This window comes from Rugamonas sp. FW305-51, assembly GCF_058786935.1.
Map to the genome: position 1 here is coordinate 39,899 of NZ_JBYSZG010000024.1, position 26,005 is coordinate 65,903.

General features: G+C 67.5%; 18 protein-coding genes. 8 read left to right on the top strand and 10 right to left on the bottom strand.

Annotated features, from left to right (window positions below; genetic code table 11):
• The first annotated feature begins 111 nt into the window (after positions 1 to 111).
• Positions 112 to 921 carry a FadR/GntR family transcriptional regulator gene (locus AC3WOS_RS17105; RefSeq protein ID WP_492717225.1) on the top strand — a complete coding sequence of 270 codons (810 nt, stop codon included), beginning with the start codon at positions 112 to 114 and terminating at the stop codon, positions 919 to 921.
• Positions 922 to 1,003: 82 nt separating this feature from the next.
• Here AC3WOS_RS17105 and AC3WOS_RS17110 read toward each other — a convergent pair whose 3' ends face one another.
• The 8 genes from AC3WOS_RS17110 to acsA form a co-directional block, all read right to left on the bottom strand.
• A complete protein-coding gene (locus AC3WOS_RS17110) occupies positions 1,004 to 4,174 on the bottom strand; it encodes an efflux RND transporter permease subunit (protein ID WP_492717226.1) in 3,171 nt (1,056 codons plus the stop codon).
• Between the two features lie 10 nt (positions 4,175 to 4,184).
• A complete protein-coding gene (locus AC3WOS_RS17115) occupies positions 4,185 to 5,324 on the bottom strand; it encodes an efflux RND transporter periplasmic adaptor subunit (RefSeq protein ID WP_492717227.1) in 1,140 nt (379 codons plus the stop codon).
• 31 nt (positions 5,325 to 5,355) lie between these two features.
• The gene (locus tag AC3WOS_RS17120; protein WP_492717228.1) at positions 5,356 to 6,867 is read right to left on the bottom strand and encodes an efflux transporter outer membrane subunit; all 1,512 of its coding nucleotides are present in this window, start codon (positions 6,865 to 6,867) and stop codon (positions 5,356 to 5,358) included.
• 145 nt (positions 6,868 to 7,012) lie between these two features.
• Positions 7,013 to 7,258: an acyl carrier protein gene (locus AC3WOS_RS17125; RefSeq protein ID WP_492717229.1), complete on the bottom strand. Its 246-nt coding sequence runs from the start codon at positions 7,256 to 7,258 to the stop codon at positions 7,013 to 7,015.
• Between the two features lie 19 nt (positions 7,259 to 7,277).
• Positions 7,278 to 8,504, bottom strand: coding sequence for a dihydrolipoamide acetyltransferase family protein (locus tag AC3WOS_RS17130; RefSeq protein WP_492717230.1), 1,227 nt, complete (start codon positions 8,502 to 8,504; stop codon positions 7,278 to 7,280).
• A complete protein-coding gene (locus tag AC3WOS_RS17135; protein WP_492717231.1) occupies positions 8,501 to 9,484 on the bottom strand; it encodes an alpha-ketoacid dehydrogenase subunit beta in 984 nt (327 codons plus the stop codon). The genes AC3WOS_RS17130 and AC3WOS_RS17135 overlap by 4 nt, the downstream gene beginning before the upstream one ends.
• Positions 9,481 to 10,461, bottom strand: a complete 981-nt coding sequence (pdhA, locus tag AC3WOS_RS17140) for a pyruvate dehydrogenase (acetyl-transferring) E1 component subunit alpha (protein WP_492717232.1) — start codon at positions 10,459 to 10,461, stop codon at positions 9,481 to 9,483. The genes AC3WOS_RS17135 and pdhA overlap by 4 nt, the downstream gene beginning before the upstream one ends.
• On the bottom strand, positions 10,458 to 12,224 hold the full coding sequence (acsA, locus tag AC3WOS_RS17145) for an acetate--CoA ligase (protein ID WP_492717233.1): 1,767 nt from the start codon (positions 12,222 to 12,224) through the stop codon (positions 10,458 to 10,460). The genes pdhA and acsA overlap by 4 nt, the downstream gene beginning before the upstream one ends.
• A gap of 295 nt (positions 12,225 to 12,519) precedes the next feature.
• Between acsA and AC3WOS_RS17150 the strand changes: the two genes are divergently transcribed.
• The 6 genes from AC3WOS_RS17150 (at position 12,520) to AC3WOS_RS17175 (ending at position 22,893) form a co-directional block, all read left to right on the top strand.
• Positions 12,520 to 13,227 (top strand): phosphoribosyltransferase, encoded by a 708-nt coding sequence (locus AC3WOS_RS17150; protein ID WP_492717234.1) that lies wholly within the window; start codon positions 12,520 to 12,522, stop codon positions 13,225 to 13,227.
• Positions 13,208 to 13,861, top strand: a complete 654-nt coding sequence (locus tag AC3WOS_RS17155) for a dienelactone hydrolase family protein (RefSeq protein ID WP_492717235.1) — start codon at positions 13,208 to 13,210, stop codon at positions 13,859 to 13,861. Before AC3WOS_RS17150 ends, AC3WOS_RS17155 begins: the two co-directional genes overlap by 20 nt.
• Positions 13,862 to 13,981: 120 nt before the next feature.
• Entirely contained in the window at positions 13,982 to 15,847 is a 1,866-nt protein-coding gene (locus tag AC3WOS_RS17160) for a DUF885 domain-containing protein (protein ID WP_492717236.1), read from the top strand.
• A gap of 270 nt (positions 15,848 to 16,117) precedes the next feature.
• Positions 16,118 to 19,804 (top strand): DUF748 domain-containing protein, encoded by a 3,687-nt coding sequence (locus AC3WOS_RS17165; protein WP_492717237.1) that lies wholly within the window; start codon positions 16,118 to 16,120, stop codon positions 19,802 to 19,804.
• A gap of 419 nt (positions 19,805 to 20,223) precedes the next feature.
• A complete protein-coding gene (locus tag AC3WOS_RS17170) occupies positions 20,224 to 21,540 on the top strand; it encodes an NRAMP family divalent metal transporter (RefSeq protein ID WP_492717238.1) in 1,317 nt (438 codons plus the stop codon).
• 24 nt (positions 21,541 to 21,564) lie between these two features.
• Positions 21,565 to 22,893 carry a carbohydrate porin gene (locus AC3WOS_RS17175; protein ID WP_492717239.1) on the top strand — a complete coding sequence of 443 codons (1,329 nt, stop codon included), beginning with the start codon at positions 21,565 to 21,567 and terminating at the stop codon, positions 22,891 to 22,893.
• 6 nt (positions 22,894 to 22,899) lie between these two features.
• Here AC3WOS_RS17175 and AC3WOS_RS17180 read toward each other — a convergent pair whose 3' ends face one another.
• The gene (locus AC3WOS_RS17180) at positions 22,900 to 23,445 is read right to left on the bottom strand and encodes a GNAT family N-acetyltransferase (RefSeq protein ID WP_492717240.1); all 546 of its coding nucleotides are present in this window, start codon (positions 23,443 to 23,445) and stop codon (positions 22,900 to 22,902) included.
• A gap of 14 nt (positions 23,446 to 23,459) precedes the next feature.
• Positions 23,460 to 24,206 carry a hypothetical protein gene (locus tag AC3WOS_RS17185; protein ID WP_492717241.1) on the bottom strand — a complete coding sequence of 249 codons (747 nt, stop codon included), beginning with the start codon at positions 24,204 to 24,206 and terminating at the stop codon, positions 23,460 to 23,462.
• 371 nt (positions 24,207 to 24,577) lie between these two features.
• Here AC3WOS_RS17185 and AC3WOS_RS17190 point away from each other — a divergent pair, with 371 nt between their 5' ends.
• Positions 24,578 to 25,960, top strand: coding sequence for an amino acid permease (locus AC3WOS_RS17190; protein ID WP_492717242.1), 1,383 nt, complete (start codon positions 24,578 to 24,580; stop codon positions 25,958 to 25,960).
• Positions 25,961 to 26,005 lie beyond the last annotated feature (45 nt).

The window sequence follows — 26,005 nt, forward strand, 5'->3', positions numbered from 1 at the left end:
TATTCGCTTTTGTATGACGCCTGGCGTCGATAAGCTGTATAAAATCTGTATGGCTGTATGTTATGTATTTGAAGCCCGCCCTGTCAAGCTGTATATTTGTATAATCGCGAAATGGAACACGTACCCAACTTCACCCTGCCGCCGGCCGAAGTGCGCAAGCCCGGCTTTGCCGCCGGCACGCTGGCCGCGCGCGTGGCCGACCGCCTGCTGCAGCAGATCCGCCAGGATGCCCTGGCGCCCGGCACCCGCCTGCCCTCGGAACAGGCGATGGCCCAGCATTTCGGCGTCAGCCGCACCGTGCTGCGCGAAGCGATCGCGCTGCTCAAGGCCGATGGTGTGCTCAGCACCCGCAAAGGCAGCGGCGCCTTCGTCTGCCAGACCGACGGCGCGCCGCTGGCCGAGCACGACGCGCACACGGCGCAGTCGGTGCAGTCGTTGTTGAACCTGATCGAAGTGCGGCGCGGGCTGGAATCGGAGACGGCGGCCCTGGCCGCGCTGCGCCGCAGTCCCGGCCAGCTGGCCGACATCGAACACGCGCTGCGGCGCATCGACCAGGCGGTGGCGGCAGGCAGCAGCGGCGTGGAGGAAGATGTGCTCTTCCACCTCAGTATCGCGGAGGCGACCGGCAATCCGTACTGGGTCAAGTTCGTCGAGATGTTTGCGCAGCCGATACGCGCAGCCGTCAAGGTCACGCGCGCCAACGAGGCGCGGCGCCAGGACTTTTACCATCAGGTGCGCGAGGAACATGAAAAGATCGTGGCCGCCATCGCCGCCGGCGACCCCGAACGGGCCCGCCAGGCCGCCTGCGACCATATGAGCAAGGCCGCCGAACGGGTACGCCTGGCCGACCGCGAGTTCTGGCGGGGCGACGGCGGCGAACTGGCGCGCGACCTGGAGCAGGATGGACTGATAGGCCGCTAGCGGCCGGCCTGCCGCGCAGGATAGACCTGCTCAGGGTTTGCGGCCAAGCCGCCTTTCACCGCCCACGCTGCGGCGATGATCCCTACCCCTGCGCCGGCTGCGGCCCCTGCCCGTCCTCCGGCTGTGGTCCTTGTTCCAGCGCCGGCTGCGGCCCGTGCTCCGGCTGTGCTCCTTGTCCCGGTGCCGGATGCGGCCCCGGCCCGTGCTCTGGCTGCGGCTCCGGCTGCGGCGCCACGGCCACGTGCTTCCCGGCCAGGAACATATACATGGCCGGCACCACGAACAGCGTGAACAGGGTGCCGATGGCCAGCCCCGTAAAGATCACCAACCCCATGGCATGGCGCCCCGCCGCGCCGGCGCCGGACGCGATCACCAGCGGGACCACGCCAAACACCATGGCCGCCGTCGTCATCAGGATGGGGCGCAGGCGCGTGCCGGCCGCTTCCTCGATGGCGCCGCGCTTGTCCTTGCCGGCCGCGCGCAAATGGTTGGCCACTTCCACGATCAGGATGCCGTGCTTGGAAATGAGGCCCATCAGCGTCACCAGCCCCACCTCGGTGTAGATGTTGATCGAGGCGAAGCCAAGGAAGATGAAAATCATCGCCCCGAACAGCGCCAGCGGCACCGACACCAGTATCACGACCGGATCGCGGAAGCTCTCGAACTGCGCCGCCAGCGTCAGGAACACGATGATGACGGCAAAACCCATCGTCACCAGGAAGCCGCCCGACTCCTGCACGTACTGGCGCGACTGCCCTGAATAATCGACCGTATAGCCGGTCGGCGCCACCTGCTTCAGCGTGTCGCGCATGAACTGCAGGATCTCGCCCTGCGATTCGCCCGTCACACCGGCAAAGGTCACTGCATTCAGCTGCTGGAAGCGGGTGATCGATTCCGGCACCACGCTGTATTTGAGGCTGGCCACGGTACTGGCCGGGATCATGCCCCCGCCCGGCGTCTTGATCTGGAAGTCCAGCACGTTGGCCGGATTGAGCCGGTCCACCTGCCGTACCTGCGGGATCACCTTGTAGGAGCGGCCCGCGATGGAGAAGTAGTTGACGTAGCCGCCGCCCAGCGCGGCGCCCAGTGCGTTGCCGAAGTCCTGCTGGGTCAGGCCCAGCGTGGAGAGCTGGTCGCGGTCCACCACCACCGTCGCCTGGGGCGAATCGACCTTCAGGTCCACGTCGACGAAATAGAACTTGTTGGCCGCCCTGACCTTTTCCAGCATCTGCTCGGCCACCGTATTGAGGTTCTCGAACGGCTCCGTGGTGGTGACGACAAACTGCACCGGCAGGCCGGAACTGCCCGGCAGGGCGGGAAACTGGAAGGCCGCCACGCGCGCGCCCGCGATCGTGTTCCACTTCTGCTGCAACTCCTGCTGGATCTCGTGGGCCGAGCGGGTACGCCGGTCCCACGGCTTGAACAGCACGCCGCCGAAGCCGGAATTGACGGTCGGCACGCCCGTGATCTGGAACATCTGCTCGTATTCCGGGATCGATTTGCCGATGGCGAAAATCTGCGCCGCATAAGTCTGCATCTGGTCCGAGGTGGCCGTAGGCGCGCCCACCACCTGCGACAGCACGATGCCCTGGTCCTCCTCCGGCGCCAGTTCCGACTGCGACATCTTGAACATCAGCGCCAGCAGCACGCTTAATATCACGCCCATCACGATCAGCACGGCCCAGGTATCGAGCAGGCCATGCAGGATGCGCAGGTAGCGCCCATGCACCCGCTCGAACACGCGGTCGATGGCCTTGACGAAGCGCCCCTCGTCCTGGCTGGCCCGGAAGAAGCGGCCGCACATCATGGGCGACAGCGTCAGCGCCACCACGCCCGACACCGCCACGGCGCCGGCCAGCGTAAAGGCGAATTCCGTGAACAGCGCGCCCGTCAGCCCACCCTGGAAGCCGATCGGTACATAGACGGCGATCAGCACCACCGTCATGGCCACGATGGGGCTGCCCAGCTCGCGCGCCGCCACCAGGGCCGCGTCGAACGGCGCCATGCCCTGCTTCATGTGGCGGTCCACGTTCTCGACGACGATGATGGCGTCGTCCACCACCAGGCCGATGGCCAGCACGATGGCCAGCAGCGTGAGCAGGTTGATCGAGTAGCCCAGTACCAGCATGACGAAGAAGGTGCCGATCAGTGACAGCGGCATGGCGATCACCGGCACCACCACGGCTCGCAGGCTGCCCAGGAACAGGTAGATGACGATGGTGACGATGATGAGCGCCTCCACCAGCGTCTTGACCACCTCGTGGATGGAGGTGTTGATGAATTCCGTGGAGTCGTAGACGATTTCCCCCGTCAGCCCGTTGGGCAGCTGCTCGCGGATGGGCGGGAACGCCACGCGCACGCGCTGGGCCACGTCCAGGATATTGGCCTCGGGTGCCACCTTGATGCCGATGAAGACCGAGCGCACCCCGCTGAAGGCCACGTTGAAGTCATAATTTTCCGACCCCAGGGTAACGTTGGCCACATCCTCCAGGTGCACGATGGCGCCGCCGCTCTGGCGTATGGCCAGCTGCTTGAATTCCTCCACCGTGTGCAGGTCGGTGCCGGCCGTCAGCGGCACGCTCACCATCTGGCCTTTCGAGCTGCCCAACCCCGTCAGGAAGTTGTTGGACGCCAGCGCGGCGCTGACGTCGGCCGCCGTCACGCCGTGGGCCGCCATGCGGTCCGCATCGAGCCAGGCGCGCAGGGCGAACTGGCGCGCGCCCAGCAGTTCGGCCGTCTGCACCCCTTCGATGGCGTCGAGCTTGGGCTTGACCACCCGCGCCAGGAAGTCCGTCACATTATTGGTGGGCAGCGTGTTGCTGTAGAAGCCCATGTACATGGCATCCGTCGTCTGGCCCGTCTGCACCGTCAGCACGGGGCTCTGTGCCTGCGCCGGCAGCTGGTTCTTGACCGAGTTGACCTGGGTGGTGATCTCGGTCAGCGCCCGGTTGGCATCGTAATTGAGCCGCAGCGTGGCCGTGATGACCGACACCCCGCTGTTGCTCGACGAAGACAGGTAGTCGATGCCCTGGGCCTGCGCCACGGCCGATTCCAGCGGCTGGGTGATGAAGCCGGCCACGGTCTGCGCGTCCGCCCCGTAGTAGGTGGTGGAGATGGTGACGACCGCGTTCTGGGTGCGCGGATACTGGTTGATGGGCAGGCTGTACAGGGAGCGCAAGCCCAGCACCACGATCAGCAGGCTGATCACGCTGGCCAGCACGGGCCGCCGGATGAAGAGGTCAGTGAATTTCATGGCGGCGCCCTCAGTGTTCCTGCGGCGTGGGCGTGGCGCTGTTGGCCGGCTGTACCTTGTTGTCGATCACGACCGGGGTGCCGTTCTTCAGTTTCAGCTGACCGCTGGTGACGACGGTCTGGCCTTCCTTGAGGCCCGTCAGCACTGCCACCTGGTCGCCGCGCGTGGCGCCGGTGGTCACGAACACCTGCTGCGCCACCAGCAGGGGCTGGCCCTTGTCGTCCTTGGGCGCGTCCTTGCCCTGCCCCGGCGCCAGCACGAACACGGTCGAGCCATACGGATTGTAGGTGATGGCCGTCTGCGGCAAGGTCAGGCGGCGCTGCCGTTCGCCCTGCTCCAGGCTGACGTTGGCGAACATGCCCGGCAACAGCTGGCGCTTGCCGTTGGCCACGGTCGCCTCCACCAGCACGTTGCGGGTGACCGGGTCCACCTTGGGGCTGATGGCCGTCAGCCGCGCGGGGAAGGCGGCGCCGGGCCAGGCGTCGCTGCCCAGGCTCAGTTTCTGGCCCACGGCCAGGCCGGCCAGCTGCTTTTGCGGCACGTAGAAGTCCACGTAGATCGGGTCCACCGTCTGCAGGGTCACCAGCTTGTCGCCGGGGTTGACAAACTGGCCGGGGTTGACGGCCGTGATCCCCAGCTTGCCCGGGAACGGGGCCCGTATCGTCTTCTTGTCCACCAGCGCCTGCTGCTGGGCCGCCAGCGCGCGGCGGCTTTTCAGCTCGGCCCTGTCGTTGTCGAGCTGGGCCTGGCTGATGGCCTGGGCCGCGAACTGGGCCTCGTCGCGCGCCAGCACCGTCGCCGCCAGGTCGGCGGACGCCTGCAAGGCATGGAGCTGGGCCAGGTCGGCATCGGCGTTCAGGGCAAACAGCACCTGGCCGGACTTGACCTCGTCGCCGGAGCGGAAGCGCACGTCGCGCACCATGCCGGCGATCTCGCTGCTGACGTCAACGCCGCGTACGGCCACCAGCGTGCCCACGGAACTGAGCTGCGGCTGCCATTCCAGCGCCTGTACCTTGATGGCCGTTACCGTCTGCGGTCCGGGCCGGGGTGAACTGGCCATCATCTGCCGGATCTGCAGGAACTTGCCCAGTGCGAGCGCCGCGACCAATAACACGATGCCGCCGGCCATGATGAACATACGCTTGGTCATGTCACCCTCTGCTTCACGATTGATCGAAGGACTACGGCGCCGACGCCGTCACGCCGTCTGGCGGCCGGTTCCACCAGCCCCCGCCCAGCGACTGGAACAGCGCGGCCGTGTCGGCGTAGCGGGCCGCCTGCGCTTGCACCAGCGCGATGTGGGATTGCTGGTAGCTGCGCTGGGCATCGAGCAGGGCCAGGTAGCTGATGGCACCGAGCTCGAACTGGCGTTTGGCCAGCGCCAGCGTTTCCGCCGCCAGCGACTCCGCCTCGGCCTGCGCCTGCAAGGTGCTGGCGTCGGACTCCAGCGCGCGCAGGCTGTCGGCCACGTTCTGGAACGCGGCCAGCACGGTGGCGCGGTACTGGGCCGCCGCCGCGTCGTAGGCTGCTTCCGCCGCGCGGCGCCTGGCCGTCAGGGCGCCGCCGTTGAACAGGGGCTGGGCCAGCCCGGCCGCCAGGTTCCAGAACACGTTCCCGGCCTGGAACACCTCGTGCGGACTGGCGCCGGCCGCGCCGTAGCTGGCGTTGAGCGTCAATTGCGGGTACAGGTTAGCGGTGGCCACGCCCACCTGGGCGCTGGCCTGGTGCAGCAGCGCTTCGCTGGCGCGGATGTCGGGCCGCTGCCGCGCCAGCGCGGACGGCAGCGACACCGGCAACTGCTCCGGCAAGGCCAGCGCGGCCAGTTCGAATTGCGGCAACTCGGGCGTGCTGGGCAGCTGGCCGACCAGCACGGACAAGGCATGACGGCTCAGCGCCAATGCCTTTTCCAGCGGCGGCACGGTGGCCGCCGTCTGCGCCACCTGGCTGCGCTGGCTCAGCAGCACGGCGCGGGCCACGGCGCCGGCCTGCAACTGCTTATCGATCACGCCCAGCTGCTGGCGTTGCGCCGCCAGCACTTCCATCGTCGCCTGCAACTGGGCCCGCAGCGACGCTACGCGGATGGCCGCCGTCACCACGTTGGCCGTCAGCGCCAGCTGGGCCGCCTCGACCTGGAAACGCTGGTAATCGACGGCCGCCTGTGCCCCTTCCAGCGCGCGCCGCGTGGCGCCGAACACGTCCGGTACATAGCTGACGTTGACGGAGGCGTTGTACAGCGTAAAGACGCCGCTGGTGGTCTTGCCCTTGTCGGCATCGCGCTCGCGGGCGACGCCCAGCTGGGCGTTGACGGCGGGAAACGCCAGGCTGCCCCGCTCGGCGTTATAGCTTTCCTGCGCCTGGCGCAGGGCCGCGACGGCCGCCGCCAGGGTGGGGTTGTGGTCCAGCGCGCTGCGCACCAGCCGGTCCAGTTCGGGCGAATGGAAGACGGACCACCACTGGGCCGGAATGTCCTGCCCCAGCGCGATGTGCTGCGACGCCCCGCCCGGCACGGGGGCGGACGCTGTCTGGGCCGGCAAGGCGGTGGGGGTGTAGCTGTCGTCGCGCAGGCCGGCAGGCGGGGCCGGGGACTTGAAGTCGGGGCCGACGGCGCAGCCAGCCGCCGCCAGGCCCAGAACAGCGGCCACGGCCAGACGCCGCATATCCAGTGGAAACTGCTTGAAGTGGCGATTCTTCACTGACAGACTCCCGCGATCCCGGCCAGGCGTCCATCCGCCTGCCATAGCTGAATGCGAGGTCAATTATATGGAAAAACCTGAGGATATTGACAAGTTATTTCTACGGTGCGGGCTGGGCTATCGCACTGCAAGGAAGCGCCGTAGCTCAGCCTTTGCGCGCAGCCAGATATTCCACCAGGTCGTCCAGCGTGCGCAGGCGGCCGTAATCCGATTCCGGGATGTCCACTTGCAGGGCGGCATGCAGGCCGATCAGGAAATTGAGCCAGTCCATCGAGTCCAGGTCCACCTGGCTGCGCAGCGGTTCGCCCGGCACCAGCTCGGCCGCGCTCACTTCGGGCGCGATGGTTTGCAGCGTCGCGATCACGGCGGCCATCAATTGCTCTCGTTCCATCACCCACCTCCCCGTTCAATTAAAGGTCGGCCGGCCGCTGCAGCAGATCGCGGATCGCGGCCAGGAACAGCGCCCCCCGGTGGCCGTCCGACACCCGATGGTCGGCCGCCAGGCTGGCCGTCACGGCCGGCATCACGCACAGGCCGCCATCACGCACCCAAGGCCTCTCCGTCAGCCGGCCGAAACCGACCAGCGCCACCTGCGGCGGGTAGATCACGCCGGACACCATTTCCACGCCCTGCTCGCCCAGATTGGTGACGGTGATGGTGGCGTCGCCCATTTCGGAGCTGCGCAGCGAACCGGCGCGGGCGCGCCGCACCAGGTCGGCCAGTTCGCCCATCAGCTGTTCCAGCGGCTTGCCGCCCGCGTCGAGCAAGGCCGGCGCCACCAGTCCGCCCTGGCGCAGTGCGATGGCCACGCCCACGTGGGCCGCGGCCGCAGCCTGGAATGCACCGTCGCGATAGTAGCCATTCATGTCGGGGAACTTGCGCAGCGCCAGCGCCACCGCCTTCAATTGCAGCACGGCGAGCAGCAAGCGTTCGGTGACGGGCCGCCCGGCGTTGGCCGCGGCCAGCCACTCCAGCGCGGCGCGCATGGGCACCGGTTCGCTCAGATAGTAGTGCGGAATCTCGCGCTTGGAGCGCCCCATGGCGGCGGCGATCGCCTTGCGCATCTCGGCCTGCCGGTCCGGCGGCGCGGCCTTCGCTGCCTGGCTGGCCGCTTCCACGTCCTGCAAGGTGACGGCGCCGTCCGGGCCCGTGCCTGCAAGCGCATCGACGTCGATGCCGCATTCGCCGGCCCGCTTGCGGGCGGCGGGCGAAATGCGGCGGCGGCCCGATGCCGGCATGGCCGGCCCGGCGCCGGCCGCAGGACGGCTGGCATGCGCGAGCGTGCCGGCGGCTTGTGCCGGCGCCGCGCCTGCCGGCGCCGCCCGCCCGGCGGTGCTGGTGCCCGGCCCGGCGGCGCTGGCGGCCGGCGGTGCGCCGGTGGCCGCCGCAGCGGCGCTTTCCCCCTCCTCCAGCAGCGTGGCCAGCACCGTCCCCACCGGCACGGTCTCACCGGGCTGCACCAGCAATTGCGCCACGGTGCCGTCCTGCCAGATTTCCACGTCGACGGCGGCCTTGGACGTATCGACCACCGCCACCACCTGCCCCCGCTTGACGGTGTCGCCCGGCTGGACGTGCCAGGCCAGCAGCTTGCCCTCATCCATGTCAGAGCCTAGCGACGGCAGCTTGAACTCGATCATGGCGCCCCCAGCATCCGCCGCGCGGCCGCCGCGATGGTGGCCGCCTGCGGCAAGGCCGCCTGCTCCATATGGGCCGCGTAGGGAATGGGCACCTCCGCGCTGCACACGCGTGCCGGCGGCGCATCGAGCTCGTAAAACGCTTCCTCCACGATGCGTGCCACGATTTCGCCGGCCAGGCTGCCGCTCTTCCAACCCTCGTCCACCACCAGCGCCCGGTGCGTCTTGCGCACCGAGGCCATGATGGTGGCCCCGTCGAGCGGGCGTAGCACGCGCAGGTCCAGCACTTCCGCATCGATCCCTTCGTCGGCCAGGATGGCGGCCGCCTGCATGGCCTTGGGCAGGCAGCCGCCGTAGGCGATCAGCGTCAGCTGCGTGCCGGGCCGGCGCACGGCCGCCTGGCGCAGGTCGCACGCGGGCGGCCAGGCGGCGACGTCCACGTCCTCCTCCATGTTGTACAACTGCGCATGTTCGAAGATGATGACCGGGTCCGGATCGGCCAGCGCCGGCGCCAGCATGGCGCGCGCGTCGGCCACCGTGGCCGGCGCCAGCACGGTCAGTCCCGGCACATGGGCATACCAGCCCTCCAGGCTGTGCGAATGCTGGGCCGCCAGCTGGCGGCCCGCGCCGCTGGCCATGCGTATCACCAGCGGCACGTTGAACTGGCCGCCGGACATGTGGCGCATGGCCGCCGCCGTATTGACAATCTGGTCCAGCGCCAGCAGGCTGAAATTGACGGTCATGATCTCCACGATGGGCCGCATGCCGCCCAGCGCCGCACCGATGCCGGCGCCCACGAAACCGAGCTCGGACAGGGGCGTGTCGCGGATGCGCTCCGGCCCGAATTGCTCCAGCAAGCCCTTGGAGACGGCGTACGAACCGCCGTAGCGCCCCACGTCCTCGCCCATCAGGAACACGCGCGGGTCGGCCAGCATGGCGTCGCGGATCGCCTCGCGCATCGCTTCGCGGTAGCTGATCTTCATGGCCGGTCCTCCGGCGCGCACACGCCATCGAGCAGCGTATCGGTGCTTTCCCACGGCGCAGCCTCGGCAAAGGCGATGGCGGCCTGCACTTCGCGCTGCGCCTGCGCGTCGAGCGCCAGGAAGGCGTCCTCCGTCAACGTGCCCTGCTCCTTGAGCCGGGCCGTATAGCCGTGCAGTGGACCGCGCTGCTTCCAGCGCTCCACTTCGGCCTTGTCGCGGTACAGCTCCGGGTCGAACATGGAATGGGCGCGGAAGCGGTAAGTGCGGCATTCCAGGAAAAACGGCCCCTTCCCCTCCCGCACGTGGCGCGCGGCGGCCAGGGCGGCGCCATGCACGGCCTCCACGTCCATGCCGTCCACGCTGGCCGTTGGCACGGCGTAGCTGGCCGCCTTGGCGCACAGGTCCACCTGCGATTCCGAACGTTCCAGCGCCGTCCCCATCGCGTACAGGTTGTTCTCGCAGATGAACAGCACGGGCAGCTTCCACAGCGCCGCAAGGTTAAGCGACTCGTGGAACGCGCCTTCCGCCATCGCGCCCTCGCCGAAGAAGCAGGCGTTGACGCGCGCTTGCTGCCGCATCCGGTCCGCCAGGCCCAATCCCACCGCCAGCGTCAGCCCGCCGCCGACGATGGCATTGCCGCCATAGAAGCCGTGCGTCCGGTCGAACAGGTGCATGGAACCGCCGCGGCCGTGCGAACAGCCGGTGGCCTTGCCGTACATCTCGGCCATGATGGCCTCCATCGGCACCCCGCGCACCAGCGCGTGGGCGTGCTCGCGGTAGGTGGCCACCACCCGGTCGCCGCCGTCCAGCGCATGCGACACGCCCACGGCCACCGCCTCCTCGCCCACATACAGGTGCAGGAAGCCCCGTATCTTGCCCTCGCCGTAGAGCTGGGCCGACGCCTCCTCCATGCGCCGGATGCGCAGCATGTCGGCCAGCAGGGCCAGGCGTGGCACCGTGTCGTCGCTGGCCTTCATGCGCCGGCCTCCAGGGTGGATGTGTCGCCTTCCGGCAGGCCCAGTTCGCGTGCCTTGAGCAGGCGGCGCAGGATCTTGCCGCTGCGGGTGCGCGGCAAAGCGGGCAGGAAGTCGATCTCCTTGGGGGCTACCGCCGCCCCCAGCCGCTTGCGCGCGTGGCCCAGCAGTTCCAGGCGCAGCGCCGGCGTGCCTTCGTAGCCGGGCTTGAGGGAAACAAACGCCTTGATGATCTCGCCCACGGTGGGATCGGGCTTGCCGATCACGCCCGCTTCGGCCACGGCCGGATGCTCGAGCAGCGCACTCTCCACCTCGAACGGCCCGACCAGGTGGCCGGAAGACTTGATCACGTCGTCCGAGCGGCCCACGAACCAGTAGTAGCCATCCGCATCGCGGCGGGCCAGGTCGCCCGTCAGGTAAAGTTCGCCGTCGAAGCATTTGCGGTAGCGCGCCTCCTCGTTCAGGTAGCCGCGCCACATCGAGGGCCAGCCGCGCTTCAACGCCAATTCGCCCACCACGTCGGGCGCCGTGGCGACCTGCACGGCGCCTTGCGCGTCGCGCGTGACGATGCAGGCGTCGATGCCCGGCAGCGGGCGTCCCATGGACCCGGGCTTGACGTCGAAACCGGGCGTGTTGGCGATCATGATACCGCCCGTTTCGGTCTGCCACCAGTTGTCATGGATCACGCGGCCCAGCACTTGCTCGCCCCACCAGACGGCTTCCGGATTGAGCGGCTCGCCCACGCTGGCCACCATGCGCAGGGCCGGAAAGGCATATTTTCCGGCCAGTTCCGGGCCGGCCCGCATCAGCATGCGGATCGCCGTGGGCGCCGTGTACCAGACCGTAACGGCTTGCTCCTGCAGGATGCGATACCAGCGTTCGGCGTCGAACTCCGCCTCGTCGATGATGGACGTGATCCCATGCAGCAGCGGCGCGATGATGCCGTACGAGGTGCCCGTCACCCAGCCCGGATCGGCCGTGCACCAGTAAATGTCGCCCGGATGCAGGTCCAGCGCGTATTTGCCCGTCATCCAGTGGGTGAGCGCGGCGCCGTGCACATGCAGCGCGCCCTTGGGCGTACCCGTGGTGCCGCTGGTGAAGTGCAGCAGCGCGTAGTCGTCGGCGCTGGTGGGGCCGATGTCGAACAGTTCGGAGGCACCCTGCATGGCCTGCTCCCAGTCGAGCGTGTCCGGGAGATCCTGCCGCGCCTCGCCGGGCGCGCGCACCAGCAGCACATGGCGCAGTCCGGGCAGCCGGTCGCGGATGGCCGCCACCTTGTGCCGGTACAGGGCCGGCGTTGTGACCAGCACCCGCGCATCGCCCAGCGCCATGCGGGTGGCGATAGGCTCGGGGCCGAAGGCGGAAAACAGGGGGCAGACCACGGCGCCGCGCTTCATGCTGCCCAGTACCGCGATATACAGTTCCGGTATGCGCCCGGCCAGCACGAACAGCCGCTCGCCCCGCCCCACGCCCAGCCCGGCCAGCACGTTGGCGAAGCGGTTGGTCTGGTACGACAGCTGGGCGTAACTAAGGTCGCGCTGGCCGTGCTCGGAGAGGAAGCGGAACGCCAGCCGGTCGCCATGCTCGCCGCGGGCGTGGCGCTCCACGGCTTCATGGGCGATATTGAGGCCGCCGCAGGGCAGATAATCGAGCGCGGCGCGCACGCTGTCCCAGCTGAAGGCGTCCCGCCCGGCCCTGTAGTCGGTCCAGTTCGGTGCCGGCCGCAGGCTTGCCGCGCGGTGCTTGATGATGCCAGGTCTATCCACAGCAGCCCCCATCGGGATCGTCACGCCACATCGGCAGGCCCGCTGGAGGCGGCCGGGATACCGGCGTTACCGCTTCAATGTAGGGGGCTTCCTGCCGGCTGTCATCGGGCCGATTTGATCTACATCAATTGACGGCGGAATACGCCCCATCCTACGCTGCGCCATCAAATGGCCATCGGGGGCAATATCGGAGGTATTCTATGGACAGGTTGACCTGGATCAGCCCCATTGTCTGACGCGGCGCAAAATCCGGACTACATTGACGATATAGGCCAGCGGCAAGCGGGAGACGGACATGAACCAAGCAAGCAAATTCAAGGACCGTACGCACGCCGGCAAATTGCTGGCCCATGCGCTGGAAGCCTACGCGGGGCGGGCCGACGTGGTGGTGCTGGCCCTGCCGCGCGGCGGCGTGCCGGTGGGCTACGCCGTGGCCCGCGAACTGGACGTGGACCTGGACGTGCTGGTGGTGCGCAAGCTGGGCGCGCCCTGCCAGGAGGAGCTGGCCATCGGCGCCGTGGCCAGCGGCGGCATCCGGGTCATCCATCACGACATGGTGGCTGAACTGGGCGTCTCCAACGACTATGTGGAAGCGCTGGCCGCCCGCAAGATGGCCGAAGTGGCGCAGCGCGACCAACTGTTCCACGCCCACCGTCCGCCCCTGCCGCTGGCGGGCCGGGTCGCCATCGTGGTCGACGACGGCATCGCCACCGGCGCCACCATGGAAGCGGCCGTCAAGGCCCTGCATGCGGCCGGCATGGCGCGGGTGGTGGTGGCCGTGCCGGTCGCCTCGGCGGAGGCCACGCACACATTGCGCCCTCTGGTGGACCAGCTGGTCTGCCTGACGGTGCCCGAGCCGTTCTTTGCCATCGGCCTCTGGTACCACGATTTCGAGCAGACCAGCGATGCGGAGGTCATCGACCTGCTGCAGCGGGCCGACGCCGCCCGCGGCATCGACGCCGGCCAACGCCAGGGAGACGGCCATGCCCACGGCGCGGCGTGAACTGGTGCAGATTCCGGCCGGCCCCGTCCACATGGAGGGGATGCTGGACTGGCCCGCCCAACCGTTGGCCGTGATCCTGTTCGCCCACGGCAGCGGCAGCAGCCGCTTCAGCCCCCGCAACGGCTACGTGGCGACCCAGTTGCACGAGGCCGGCATGGCCACCCTGCTGATCGACCTGCTCAGCCCCGAGGAAGACCAGGACAGCAATGCCCGCTTCGACATCGCCCTGCTGACGGACCGGCTGGCCACGGCCGCCGCCTGGCTGCGCCGCCAGCCGGCCAGCGCCGCCCTGCCGCTGGGGCTGTTTGGCGCCAGCACGGGCGCGGCGGCGGCCCTGCGGGTGGCGGCCGGGGCCCGCAATGGGGCCGTGGGCGCCGTCGTCTCGCGGGGCGGGCGGCCCGACATGGCCGGGCCGGACGCCCTGCAGCGCGTGGCCTCGCCCACCCTGCTCATCGTGGGCGGCAACGACGATGTCGTGCTGGAGCTGAACCGCGAGGCGTTCGCCCAGCTGCACTGCCAGAAGGAACTGTCCATCGTGCCCCTGGCCACCCACCTGTTCGAGGAAGCGGGCACGCTGGAGGAAGTAGCCCGGCTCGCCACGGCGTGGTTCACGCGCCATCTGGCGCCGGCGTGACGAATGACGACAGGGAGTTATCAACCTGACAAAATTAACACAAGTGATTGACACTCTGGCGTAACTCGCGCTAAGGTCGGCGGCGTTTTGATTCCTTCCCCCAACAATCAAAAGGACGCCATGCTCCCCATTCAATTCACCCGCCGCGACATGCTGCGCACGGCCCTGTCGGCCGCCGCCGTGTCCGCCCTGCCCTCGCTGGCGCAGGCCGCCTCCCCAGCCCAAGGCCAGACGGCCGCCGATGCCAGCCTGACTGCCCTGCTGTCGGACTTTGCGGAAGAAATCCTGCGCCTGTCGCCCACCTCGGCCACCTCGCTGGGGCTCGATACGGGCGCCCGCGCCGCCCTGCGCGCGCAACTGGAAGACCAGTCGCCGGCCGGCGACGCGCTTTGGGCCAGCCAGGTCAAATCCATGCTGACCCGGCTCGATGCCATCGACCGCGCCCAGCTGGGCGAGGACGCCCAGATCCGCTACGACAGCGTGCGCTACGCGGCCGGCGAAGGCGTGGCCGGCTTGCGCTTCCCGTTCGGCGGCGCGGCCAGCGGCTTTTATGGCGGCACGGCCCCCTTCCCCGTCACCCAGCAGGACGGCGCCCTGACCCACCTGCCCGAATTCCTCGACTCCCAGCACCGCATCGCCGACGCGGCCGACGCCGAGGCCTACCTGGCCCGCGTGGCCGGCATGGCGCGCCGGCTGGACCAGGAAACGGCCCGCATCAAGGAGCAGGCCGCCAAGGGCATCATGCCGCCCGACTTCATCGCCCGCACGGCGCTGGGCCAGCTGCGCGCCTACCGCAACACGGCCATCGCCACGCAGAAACTGGTGACCTCGATCGCCGGGCGCACCAAGGCCCTGGGCCTGGCCGGCGACTGGGAAGGGCGCGCCGCAAAACTGGTGCAGGACCAGGTCTACCCGGCGCTGGACCGCCAGATCGCCGCCTTCGGCAAGGCCACGGCCCATGCCACCAGCGTGGCCGGCGTGCACCGCCTGCCGGACGGCGAAGCCTATTACGCCTGGGCCCTCAAGCTGGGCACGACCACCACCAGCAGCGCGGCCGAGATCCACGCCATCGGCCTGGAACAGAACCGCATGCTGCAGGCGCGCATCGACGCCATCCTCAAGGCCCAGGGCATCAGCCAGGGCACGGTGGGCCAGCGCATGCAGGCCCTGGCCAAGGACCCGTCGCGCTTTTACGCGGACGACGCCGCCGGCCGCGAACAGCTGATCGCCTTCTGCAACGAGAAGGTCAAGGCGGCCCGCGCCCTGATGCCGCAGGTGTCCCACCTGGACCTGAAGGTGCCGCTGGTGATCAAGCGCGTGCCGTCCGACATCGAAGCGGGCGCGCCGCTGGGCTACATGAACTTCGCGGCGCTGGACGGCTCGCGCCCGGCCATCTACTACATCAACCTGAAGTCCACCCACCTGTGGCCGAAGTCGGAACTGACCACGCTCACGGCCCATGAAGGCATCCCCGGCCACGCGTGGCAAGGCGCCTTCCTGGCCGAACACCATGCCGAGCTGCCCCTGATCTCGTCGCTGATGGGCTTTAACGCCTTCGTCGAAGGCTGGGCCCTGTACGCGGAACAGCTGATGGACGAATTCGGCCTGTACGCCAACGACCCGTTCAGCCAGATCGGCTATCTGCAGGCGCAGCAGTTCCGGGCCTGCCGGCTGGTGGTCGATACGGGCCTGCACGCCAAGCGCTGGACGCGCCAGCAGGCGATCCGCTTCCTGGTCGATAACACGGGCCGCGGCCTGGCCGCCATGACCAGCGAGATCGACCGCTACACGGTATCGCCGGGCCAGGCCTGCGGCTACAAGATGGGCCACAACGAAATCCTGCGCCAGCGCGAACGGGCGCGCCAGGCGCTGGGCGAGCGCTTCGACCTGGCCGGTTTCAACGACGCCATCGTCGGCAGCGCCGGCGTGCCGCTGACCGTGCTGCCGACCGTGATCGACCGCTACATCGCCCACGCCCGGGCCTGACGGGGCCCGCCGCCAGCCACGCCTCACCAGCTGCGCCTCGCCGGCGGCGCCCCCCGCCCGCGCTTCTCTTGCTTTGCAGCATGCACCTTTGCGGTTCGGTCCGTAAGGGGGCATACTCTCGCCTGTGGCCCTAATGCCGTTAAGTTAAAGGACCTCTAAGCCGGCTTCGGTGACAAAAATGGGGACGTACCCCTTTTTTTTTTTAACGGCATTAGCCTGTGGCCCGGATTTCGGGCAAGCAAGACTAGATGACATGAGGATGGAAGTTTGATGGCAATGCGTTGGAAACGGTGGGCCGCAGGCGGTGCGGGGATGATGGCCGTGTATGCGGGGGCGGGCTTTTGGCTGCTGCCGCAGATCATCAAGAGCCAGGTGCCCAAGATCGGGCAAACCGTGCTGGAACGGCAAATGTCGGTGGGCGACGTGCGCTTCAACCCGTACACGCTGCGGCTGGAAGTGCAGGACTTCCGCCTGGCCGAAGCGAACGGCGCGCCGCTGTTCTCGGCCGGCCAGCTGACGGTGGACCTGGAATGGCGCTCGCTGTTCCGCCGCGCGTGGACGCTGGCCGAAGTGCGCCTCACGGCGCCGCAGGCGCTGCTGGCCATCGCGCCGGACGGCACCTTCAACATCGCCCAGCTGATGGACACGCTCAACCGCCGTCCGCACGAGGAAAGCAGCGGCATGCCGCGCCTGTCCATCGCCAGCTTCGTGCTGGAACAGGGCAAGCTGTCGCTGCACGACCAACGTGCCGGCTACGCCGACGAATATACGCCCATCGATTTCAAGCTGGCCAACCTGAGTACCCTGCCCGACGAAAGCGGCAACTACACTTTCAGCGCCGACGCCACGGATGGCGGCACGCTGCGCTGGCGCGGCGACGCCAGCCTGAACCCGATCGCCGGCAAGGGCGAACTGGTGCTCGACAAGGTGGCCCTGCGGGGACTGGCCGCCTACCTCAAGCCCTACACGCGCGCGAGCGTGACGGCCGGCCTGCTGTCGGCCAAGCTGCCTTACCACTTTGCCTACAAGGACGGCAAGTTTGACGCCGGCCTCGATGGCGCCGCGCTCGGCCTGCACGACCTGGCCGTGGCCCAAGGTACCCCGGCCGCCACCTTCGCGGCATTGAAGACGTTTGAATTGACGGACGTGCAGGCCGACCTGGCCACCCGCTCGGCCACCGTGGAGCACCTACGCGCGGCAGACGGCAAGTTCTCCTTGCGCCGCAACGCCAGGGGCGAACTGGACCTGGCCCAGCTGGGCGCCCCGGCGGGCAGCGGCAACGCAGCAGCTGCGGCAGTGACAACGGCTGCGGCCTCCGCAACCGCTGCGGCACCCGCGCCAGCGGCGCCGTCCAAGGAAGCGAGCGCCACGGCGGCCACCGCCTCCGGTGCCGCAACGGCTGCAGCCGCACAGGCCAAGGCCAAGCCATCCGCACCGCCGCCACCCTGGAAACTTCAACTCAAACAGCTGGACTTCGACCAGCTGGCGTTCGACGCCACCGACGAAACGGCCAGCCCGCCGCTCAAGGTCAGCCTCGACAAGGCCCAGCTGCACCTGCAATTGCACGCGGAGCAGGCCCCGGCCGGCGTCAAGCTCAATATCGATGGCGCCGCCTTCTCGCTGGCCGACCTGACCATCGCCAGCGGCGCGCAAACGCCGTTCAAGCTGGGCGAGCTGGGTTTCACGGACGGCAGCATCGACGTGGCCGGCCATCGCGCCACGTTTGGCCGCCTGTATGCGGACGGCGGCGAACTGCAACTGGCGCTGGACGCCAAGGGCCAGCCGGCTATCCTCGCCCACCTGCCGCGCAGCGGCAACGGCGCACCTGCCACGACGGCACAGAAAACGGCATCCGAAGGTGCAGCCGCGCCCGAGGCGGCCGGCACGCCATGGCAGGCCAGCGCCAAGAGCGTGGAACTGAACAAGTTCTCGGCCGCGTTTTCCGACCAGGGTACGGGCATCAAGGCCAACCTGCAGGACTTCAACCTCAAGCTCGATGACGTCAGCAACGACCTGAAACAGGCCATCAAATTCCAGGCCGGCCTGGCCGTGCGCCAAGGCGGCAAGCTGACGGCACAGGGCACGGTGGTCCCGGCCACGGCGACGGTCGATACGGCACTGGAGATCAAGCAACTGGCGCTGGCGCCCGTCCAGCCGCTGCTGGCCAAGTACGTGAAACTGAAGCTGGCTGGCGGCACCGTGTCCGCCCGCGGGCAGTTGAATACCAAGCCGGGCCCCGCCAACCGCACCAGCGTGCGCTATGTGGGCGCGTTCGACGTGTCCGGCCTCGCGCTGAACGAAGACGACGGCGACCGCTTCGCCAGCTGGAAGACGGTGCGTACCGACAAGCTCACCCTGAGCCTGGCACCGGACCTGCTCGACATCCCCGAACTGCGCATCGTCGAGCCCAATGCCAAGCTGATTATCGAAAACGACCGCAGCCTCAACGCGGCCCGCCTGCTGGTCAAGCCGGCCGACGGCGGCGCATCTGCAGCGCCCGCAAAGGCTGCGGCGCCGGCCGGGCAACCGTTCCCAGTCCACGTCCAGCGCGTGCGGCTGCAGAACGCCAAGCTCGATTTCACGGACCTGAGCCTGCGTCCGCAGTTCAGCGCCAAGATTTATGAACTGGGCGGCGTCATCACCGGCCTGTCGTCGAAGCGCGATGCGCGCAGCCAGGTGGAACTCGATGGCCGCGTGGACGACTTCGGCATGGCCCGCGTGCGCGGCCAGCTCAATCCCTTCGCCGCCAGCGAGAACACGGACCTCAACGTCATCTTCAAGAATGTGGACATGGTGTCGGCCTCGCCCTACACGATGAAGTTCGCCGGCTACAAAATCGCGCAGGGCAAGATCTCACTGGACCTGGAATACAAGGTGCGCCAGAACCAGCTGGAGGGCAACAACCACATCGTGTTCGACCAGCTCACCCTGGGCGAGCGCATCGACAGCCCGGACGCCCTCAAGCTGCCGCTGGAACTGGCGCTGGCCATCCTCAAGGACAGCGACGGCCGCATCGACCTGGGCCTGCCCGTGGCCGGCGACATGAACGACCCTCAGTTCAGCTATGGCGCCGTGGTGTGGAAGGCCGTGGGCAACGTGCTGACCAAGATCGTCACGGCACCGTTCCGCGCGCTGGGCAACCTGTTCGGTATCAGCGGCGACAAGCTGGAAGCGATCAGCTTCGATCCGGGCAGCGACGCCCTGCTGCCGCCGGAACGGGCCAAGCTGGCCCAGGTGGCGCAGATCCTGGCCAAGCGCAGCCAGCTGACGCTGTCCGTGCCGGGCCAGTACAGCGAGCAGTCCGACGGCGCCGCCCTGCGCGCGCGGGCCGTGCGGCGCGAGATCGCCAAGCGGGCCGGCATCAAGCTGGAAGCGGGCGAGGAACCGGGGCCGCTCGACATCCACAGCAGCCCGGTACGCAGCGCCCTGCGCGGCCTGTACAGCGAGCGCTTCGGCTCCGGTGAGCTGGACAAAGAGAAGAAGGCCGCCGAGGCCGCCGCCGGTGCGCCCGCCCCTGCCGCTGGTTCTGCCGCCGATAAGGCCGCCAGTTCAGTTGCCAGCTCCGGCTCCGCGACTGGCGCCGCAACGACCAACGCCGCCGCACCTGCCGCATCGTCCGCAGCTGCGACCGGCGCCGCGACTGCCGCCACGGCCCCGTCCAGCACCGGCCAGAAGAAATTGGCCATCTGGCAGAAACTGGGCAAGCTGATCCAGGGCGAGCCGCAAGTGGCCGACGCCAGCGCGTTTTACCGCACGCTGCAAGCGAAGCTGGAACTGCGCCAGGCCCTGCCGGCCGACGCCCTCAGCCGCCTCGGCACGCAGCGCGCCAGCGCCATCGTGGCCGCGCTGACCGAAGGCGGCGTCAACCCGGCCAGCGCCCGCACGGGCGCGCCGGAAGCGGTGCAGGCCGACGCCGGCCAGCCCGTCAACCTCAAACTGGGACTGTCGGCCAAGTAAGCGCCAGCCATCATCCCGCCCGACCCCGCGCATTGCTGGTTGACTTTGTTGTCATAAACCATTACATTCGCGGGGTTTTCATTTTATGGAGCCCCGTCATGGGCAGTTGTTCAGGTGATTGTAGTGGTCAGCTTCGCGCTGACACCGCCAGAGCAAGATAACGCAGGATAATCTTCTGCCGTCATCTCGCTCCTTGCGGATGACGGTATCTCCAGGCCGGCCCCCGGCCCGCCTTCCGATGTACCATTCTCCTTGCCCCACCGCGTAGACGCACGCCGTCATCGCGTGGTCATGCGGCCCGGGCAGAATGCACCGTCAGTCACACTACGCCACAAGTTTATATCGTCGTGCCGTCCGTTCCCGGCGGCGCCGTATCACGACCGGATGCGCCGTGCGCGCTCCCTTGTAGCGAGATTTTTATGAAGAACCAAAGCACCAGCAACACCGGCGCCCCGCTGCCGTCCCCATCGTCCACGCCGCGCCTGCGCAGCTGGCTGAAAAAACTCGGCCCCGGCCTGATCACGGGCGCCGCCGACGACGATCCCAGCGGCATCGCCACCTATTCCCAGGCCGGCGCCCAGTTCGGTCCCAACCTGCTGTGGACCATGTTCTTCACCTATCCGCTGATGGTGGGTATCCAGGTGGTGAGCGCGCGCATCGGCCGTGTCACCGGCATGGGCCTGGCCGGCAATATCCGCACCCATTTCCCCCGCTGGATGCTGTACCTGATCGTCAGCCTGCTGCTGGTGGCCAACACCATCAACATCGCGGCCGACGTGTCGGCCATGGGCGAGGCGCTGGGCCTGCTGGCCGGCGGTTCCTCGCGCCTGTACGCGGCCTGCTTCGGCATCGTGTCGCTGGTGCTGCAGATTATCGTGCCCTACTCGCGCTATGTGCGCGTGCTCAAGTGGCTTACGCTGGCCCTGCTGGCCTACGTGGGCGTGGTGTTCGCCGTCCATATTTCGTGGCCCGAGGTGGCGCTGGCGCTGGTCGCGCCCAAGCTCGAGTGGAGCGCCGCCACCATCACCACCATCGTGGCCGTGTTCGGCACCACCATCAGCCCCTACCTGTTCTTCTGGCAGGCGTCGCAGGAAGTGGAGGAAATGGAAGCCGACCCCATCCGCCGTCCCCTGCTCGAGGCGCCGGAACAGGCCCGCCCCAGCTTCCGCCGCATCAAGATCGACACCTACCTGGGCATGGGCTTTTCCAACCTGGTCGCCTTCTTCATCATCCTGACCACGGCTGTCACGCTGCACCTGCAGGGCATCACGACCATCCAGACCTCGGCCGAGGCGGCCACGGCACTGCGCCCCATCGCCGGCGAGTTCGCCTTCCTGCTGTTCGCGGCCGGCATCATCGGCACCGGCCTGCTGGCCGTGCCCGTGCTGGCCGGTTCGGCCGCCTACGCCATCGCCGGCGCCTTCGAGTGGAAAAAGGGACTGGAACACAAGCTGTTCGACGCCAAGGGTTTCTACGGCATCATCGCCGTCTCCACCCTGGTGGGCGTGGCGCTGGGCTTCACCCCCATCGACCCGATCAAGGCACTGTACTGGAGCGCCGTCATCAATGGCGTGATCTCGGTGCCCATCATGGCCGTGATGATGGTGATGGCGGCCAACAGCAAGGTCATGGGCCGCTTCATCGTCACCCGCAAGCTCAAGTGGCTGGGCTGGCTGGCCACGGGCGCCATGGCCGTGGCCGTGGTGGCCATGTTCCTCACCCTGGACCTTTCCTGATCTCCCGACACCAGGCACTATCGCATGAAGAAAAACACTGCCCGCCACCTGCTGGCCGCCCCGCTCTGCCTGCTCCCGCTGGCCAATGCCCACGCCCAGAGCGCCGCCGACACGGCCGCCGCGCCGGAAACGTGGGCCGTCCACGGCCAGTTCACCAACGTCACCCAGAAGCACAACCGGTTCGACTCGCCCTACCAGGGCCAGAACAGCCTGGACGCGGCCGGCCGCATGGAAGAGACCAGCGACATCACCGTCTATGCGGGCGTGCGCCTGCCCACGGGCACGGAGCTATGGCTCAATCCCGAGATCGACCAGGGCTTCGGCCTGAGCAACACGGTCGGCATGGCCGGCTTCCCCAGCGGCGAAGCGTACAAGGTGGGCGCCAACACGCCCTACCTGCGCCTGCCGCGCGCCTTCCTGCGCCACAGCTTCGCGCTGGGCGGCCCGCAGAAAGCGGTGGAAGCGGGCCCCAACCAGCTGGCCGGTACCAGCGCCCAGGACAATGTGACGCTCACGGCCGGTAAATTTTCCGTCACCGATATCTTCGACACCAACAGCTACGCCCACGATCCACGGGGTGACTTCCTGAACTGGTCGCTGATCGACGCCGGCGCCTTCGACTACGCGGCCGACGCCTGGGGCTTCACCTACGGCGCGGCGCTGGAATGGAACCAGGGCAGCCGCACGGCGCGCGCCGGCGTGTTCCAGCTATCGGCCGAGCCGAACGGCAAGATCATCCGCCCCAGGTTCAACCAGTACATGCTGGTGGCCGAACTGGAGCAACGCTACCAGTGGGACGGCCATGGCGGCAAGGTCAAGCTGCTGGGCTTTGCCAACCACGCCAGCATGGCCCGCTACGACGACGCCGTGCGCCAGGCCGGCGGCGCCGTGCCGGACGTGGCCGGCGTGCGCCGCATGGCGTGGCGCACCGGCCTGGCCGTCAACCTGGAACAGGAACTGACGGCCGACGTGGGCCTGTTCGCCCGCGCCAGCGCCAACGACGGCGCCAAGGAAGCGTATGAGTTCACGGAGATCAACCGTTCGCTGTCGGCCGGCGTGGCCGTCAAGGGCACGGCCTGGGGCCGGCCGGACGACACGGTGGGACTGGCGGGCGTGGCCAACGGCCTGTCCGGCGACGCCCGCGCCTACTTCGCGCAAGGCGGCATCGGCATCCTGATCGGCGACGGTGGCCTGCAGTACGGGGCGGAAAAGATCGTCGAGGCTTACTATGCGGCGCGGCTGGGCAAGCAGCTCAGCATCGCGTTCGACCTGCAGCAGGCCAGCAACCCGGCCTACAACCGCAGCCGCGGCCCCGTCCACCTGTACGCCGTGCGCCTGCACGCGGAGTTCTGACGGGCGCTATCCCATGTCCTGCCCGGCCGGCGCATGGCCGGTTGCGGGGGGGCAATCAAAGACATGCCGATAGCGAAGCAGGGTCACATGCCTCGATACCGGTTGCAGCTCATCCCTGTGAATGAACTGAAAACGAAACCCCGCGCGCTCCAGGACACGCCGCGACGCGAGGTTTTCTCTGACCACATCCGCAATTAACATCGGCATTTTTAGTTCTTCCTGAGCATAATCCTGCAGGCTACCGACGGCCTCCGCCATATAGCGGCGACCGCGAAATTGCGCTCCCAGCCAATAACTGAGCGTCGAATCGCCCATCGCCAGCCGGACTTCCCCCATCAAGCGCCCGTCATCGAGGCGCTCGACCGCAAAAACATGGTCGCGACCAAGCGCGACATCATGCATCGCCGACAGAATATAGCGTCGGACCTGCTCCGGCGCGCACGGCCCTGCGGTCGCCGTGACGCATTGCGCGACCTGGGTATCGCGACAAAGTTCTGTGAGGCAGCCCACATCTTCCAATGTGAATTGGCGCAGCCGCAACCGGACAGGCATAGGGCGCAAGCTCGTCAGCGGCCGGGACTGGAGCTGGAACTGGAACTGGAACTGGAACTGGAGCTGGCCGTTGCCGCGACGGGGGCGGCCGCATCGAGATCGACGCGGACGGTACTGGAAAGGTGACTGAAATCCCGGTCTCCGGCATTGTTCACGCTCACCACCGGCAAGTTCTCCGCAACCACTTCACAGCTAAGGCCCCTGCTTTCGAGTACAGACAACAAGTTGGCACGCGTGAATTTGGGGTTTTTCGCGTTACTCGTTATCTCCAGACTGGAAAATAATTCAGGATTGAAACACTTTCTGACTTCCGTCAGCGAATCGATCACTGCGCCATGCAGTTGCATATTTTCCTGCGGATCATCCGATTCGTGATTCAGATTCTTGACGCAGGCAATATCACCCAGTTGTTCCGGTGTCACACCCAGTATCAGCGCACCAAACTTGACGGTCTGATATACCACTTCAGGCTTCGTCGCATCGACTCCCGCCGCCCACAGGGTTGCGCCGACCCAGAAAAACGTGATATTCGGATGGGAAGGTATGGACTCCTGGGCCAGACGTATACTCGACCGATAATTGTCATTCTTCTTCATGAATATACTGAACGGGTCGTAAGCGGTCCGTATCAGCGCTTTGCCAAGCGGAACCGGCGTCACGCTCTCGGCAAGCACCCGGCCTTCCGCAATCGTTGTAACAGGACGGCGCGCCAACGCGGTCGTACTGCGCAAATCGACTGATCCCGCCATGGGAGACATCATTACCGGTCTCAGCAGCGTGGAGGGGCTGGCAAGCTTATTCACTAGTCGCATGATAGAAGACCTTCCAAGGAATGATTCTTTTTGGGGAGAGGGATTCCGAGATTATCTTTATTGCAATAGTCTGCCTTTTTATCAAGGTGGTCAACAATATGGTGTGCCAATTAACAACAACGTGGCACGGCCGCGGCCAGCCTGCTGGCACGCCACAGTTGCTCGTAAACGACAGCCCAGGCCATACCCGCATGCGGCCTGCGGGCCGGCGCGCACTTCTTGCTTTGCGGGCAATGGCTGGCTGTGCGAGAATCGACGCGTTTTGCGGCCCGGCCGGCAACCCGCCAGCCCCCGGCCCCGGAACGACACCAGGAGATAAGATGTCAGGTGAGAACAACGAACTGAGACGCGGATTGAAAAGCCGCCACATCCAGCTGATCGCGCTGGGCGGGGCGATAGGAACCGGGCTGTTCCTCGGCATTGCGCAAACCATCCAGATGGCCGGCCCGTCCGTGCTGCTGGGCTACGGCGTGGCCGGCTTCATCGCCTTCCTCATCATGCGCCAGCTGGGCGAAATGGTGGTGGACGAACCCGTGGCCGGTTCCTTCAGCTATTTCGCCGATAAATACTGCGGCCACCAGGCCGGCTTCATGTCGGGCTGGAACTACTGGGTGCTGTATGTGCTCGTGAGCATGGCCGAACTGTCGGCCGTGGGGATTTATGTGCAGTACTGGTGGCCGGGCATCCCGACGTGGATGTCGGCGCTGGCCTTCTTCCTCATCATCAATTCCATCAGCCTGAGCAACGTGAAGGCGTTCGGCGAGATGGAATTCTGGTTCGCCATCATCAAGGTGGCCGCCATCGTCGGCATGATAGGCTACGGCGGCTGGCTGCTGCTGTCGGGCGGCGCCGGTCCCGAGGCCAGCGTGGCCAACCTGTGGCAGCACGGCGGCTTCTTCCCCAACGGCGTGAGCGGCCTGGTGATGGCCATGGCCGTCATCATGTTCTCGTTCGGCGGACTGGAGCTGGTGGGCATTACGGCCGCCGAGGCGGACAACCCGTCCGTCACCATCCCCAAGGCCACCAACCAGGCCATCTACCGCATCCTGATCTTCTACATCGGCGCGCTGGGCATCCTGCTGTCGCTCTACCCGTGGCAGAAAGTGGTCAGCGGCGGCAGCCCGTTCGTGCTGATCTTCCACGCGTTGAACAGCAACCTGGTGGCCAACGCCCTCAACGCCGTGGTGCTGACGGCCGCGCTGTCGGTCTACAACAGCGGCGTGTACTGCAACACCCGCATGCTGTACGGCCTGGCCAAGCAGGGGAATGCGCCGCGCGCGCTGCTCAAGGTGAATGCCCGCGGCGTGCCGCTGGCCGCGCTGGGCGTATCGGCCGTGGCCACGGGCGTGTGCGTGCTGGTCAACTACTTCATGCCGGGCAAGGCGTTCGAAGTGCTGATGGGGCTTGTGGTGTCGGCCCTTATCATCAACTGGGGCATGATCAGCTGGATCCACCTGCGCTTCCGCGCGCAGAAACGCCAGACGGGCCAGAGCACGGCCTTCCGTAGCCTGGGCTACCCGCTCACCAATTACCTGTGCCTGGCCTTCCTGGCCGGCATCCTGGTGGTCATGTTCCTGACGCCCGACCTGCGGCTGTCCGTCTACCTGATCCCCGTGTGGCTGGTCGCGCTGGCCATCGGTTACCGCCTGCGGCCAAAAGGCTCGTCCAACGGCGGCGCGGCACTGGCGCAAGCACCCCGCTGACGCCTGCCGGGGCGCCGTTCGTGCTGAACGGCGCCCCGCACCACG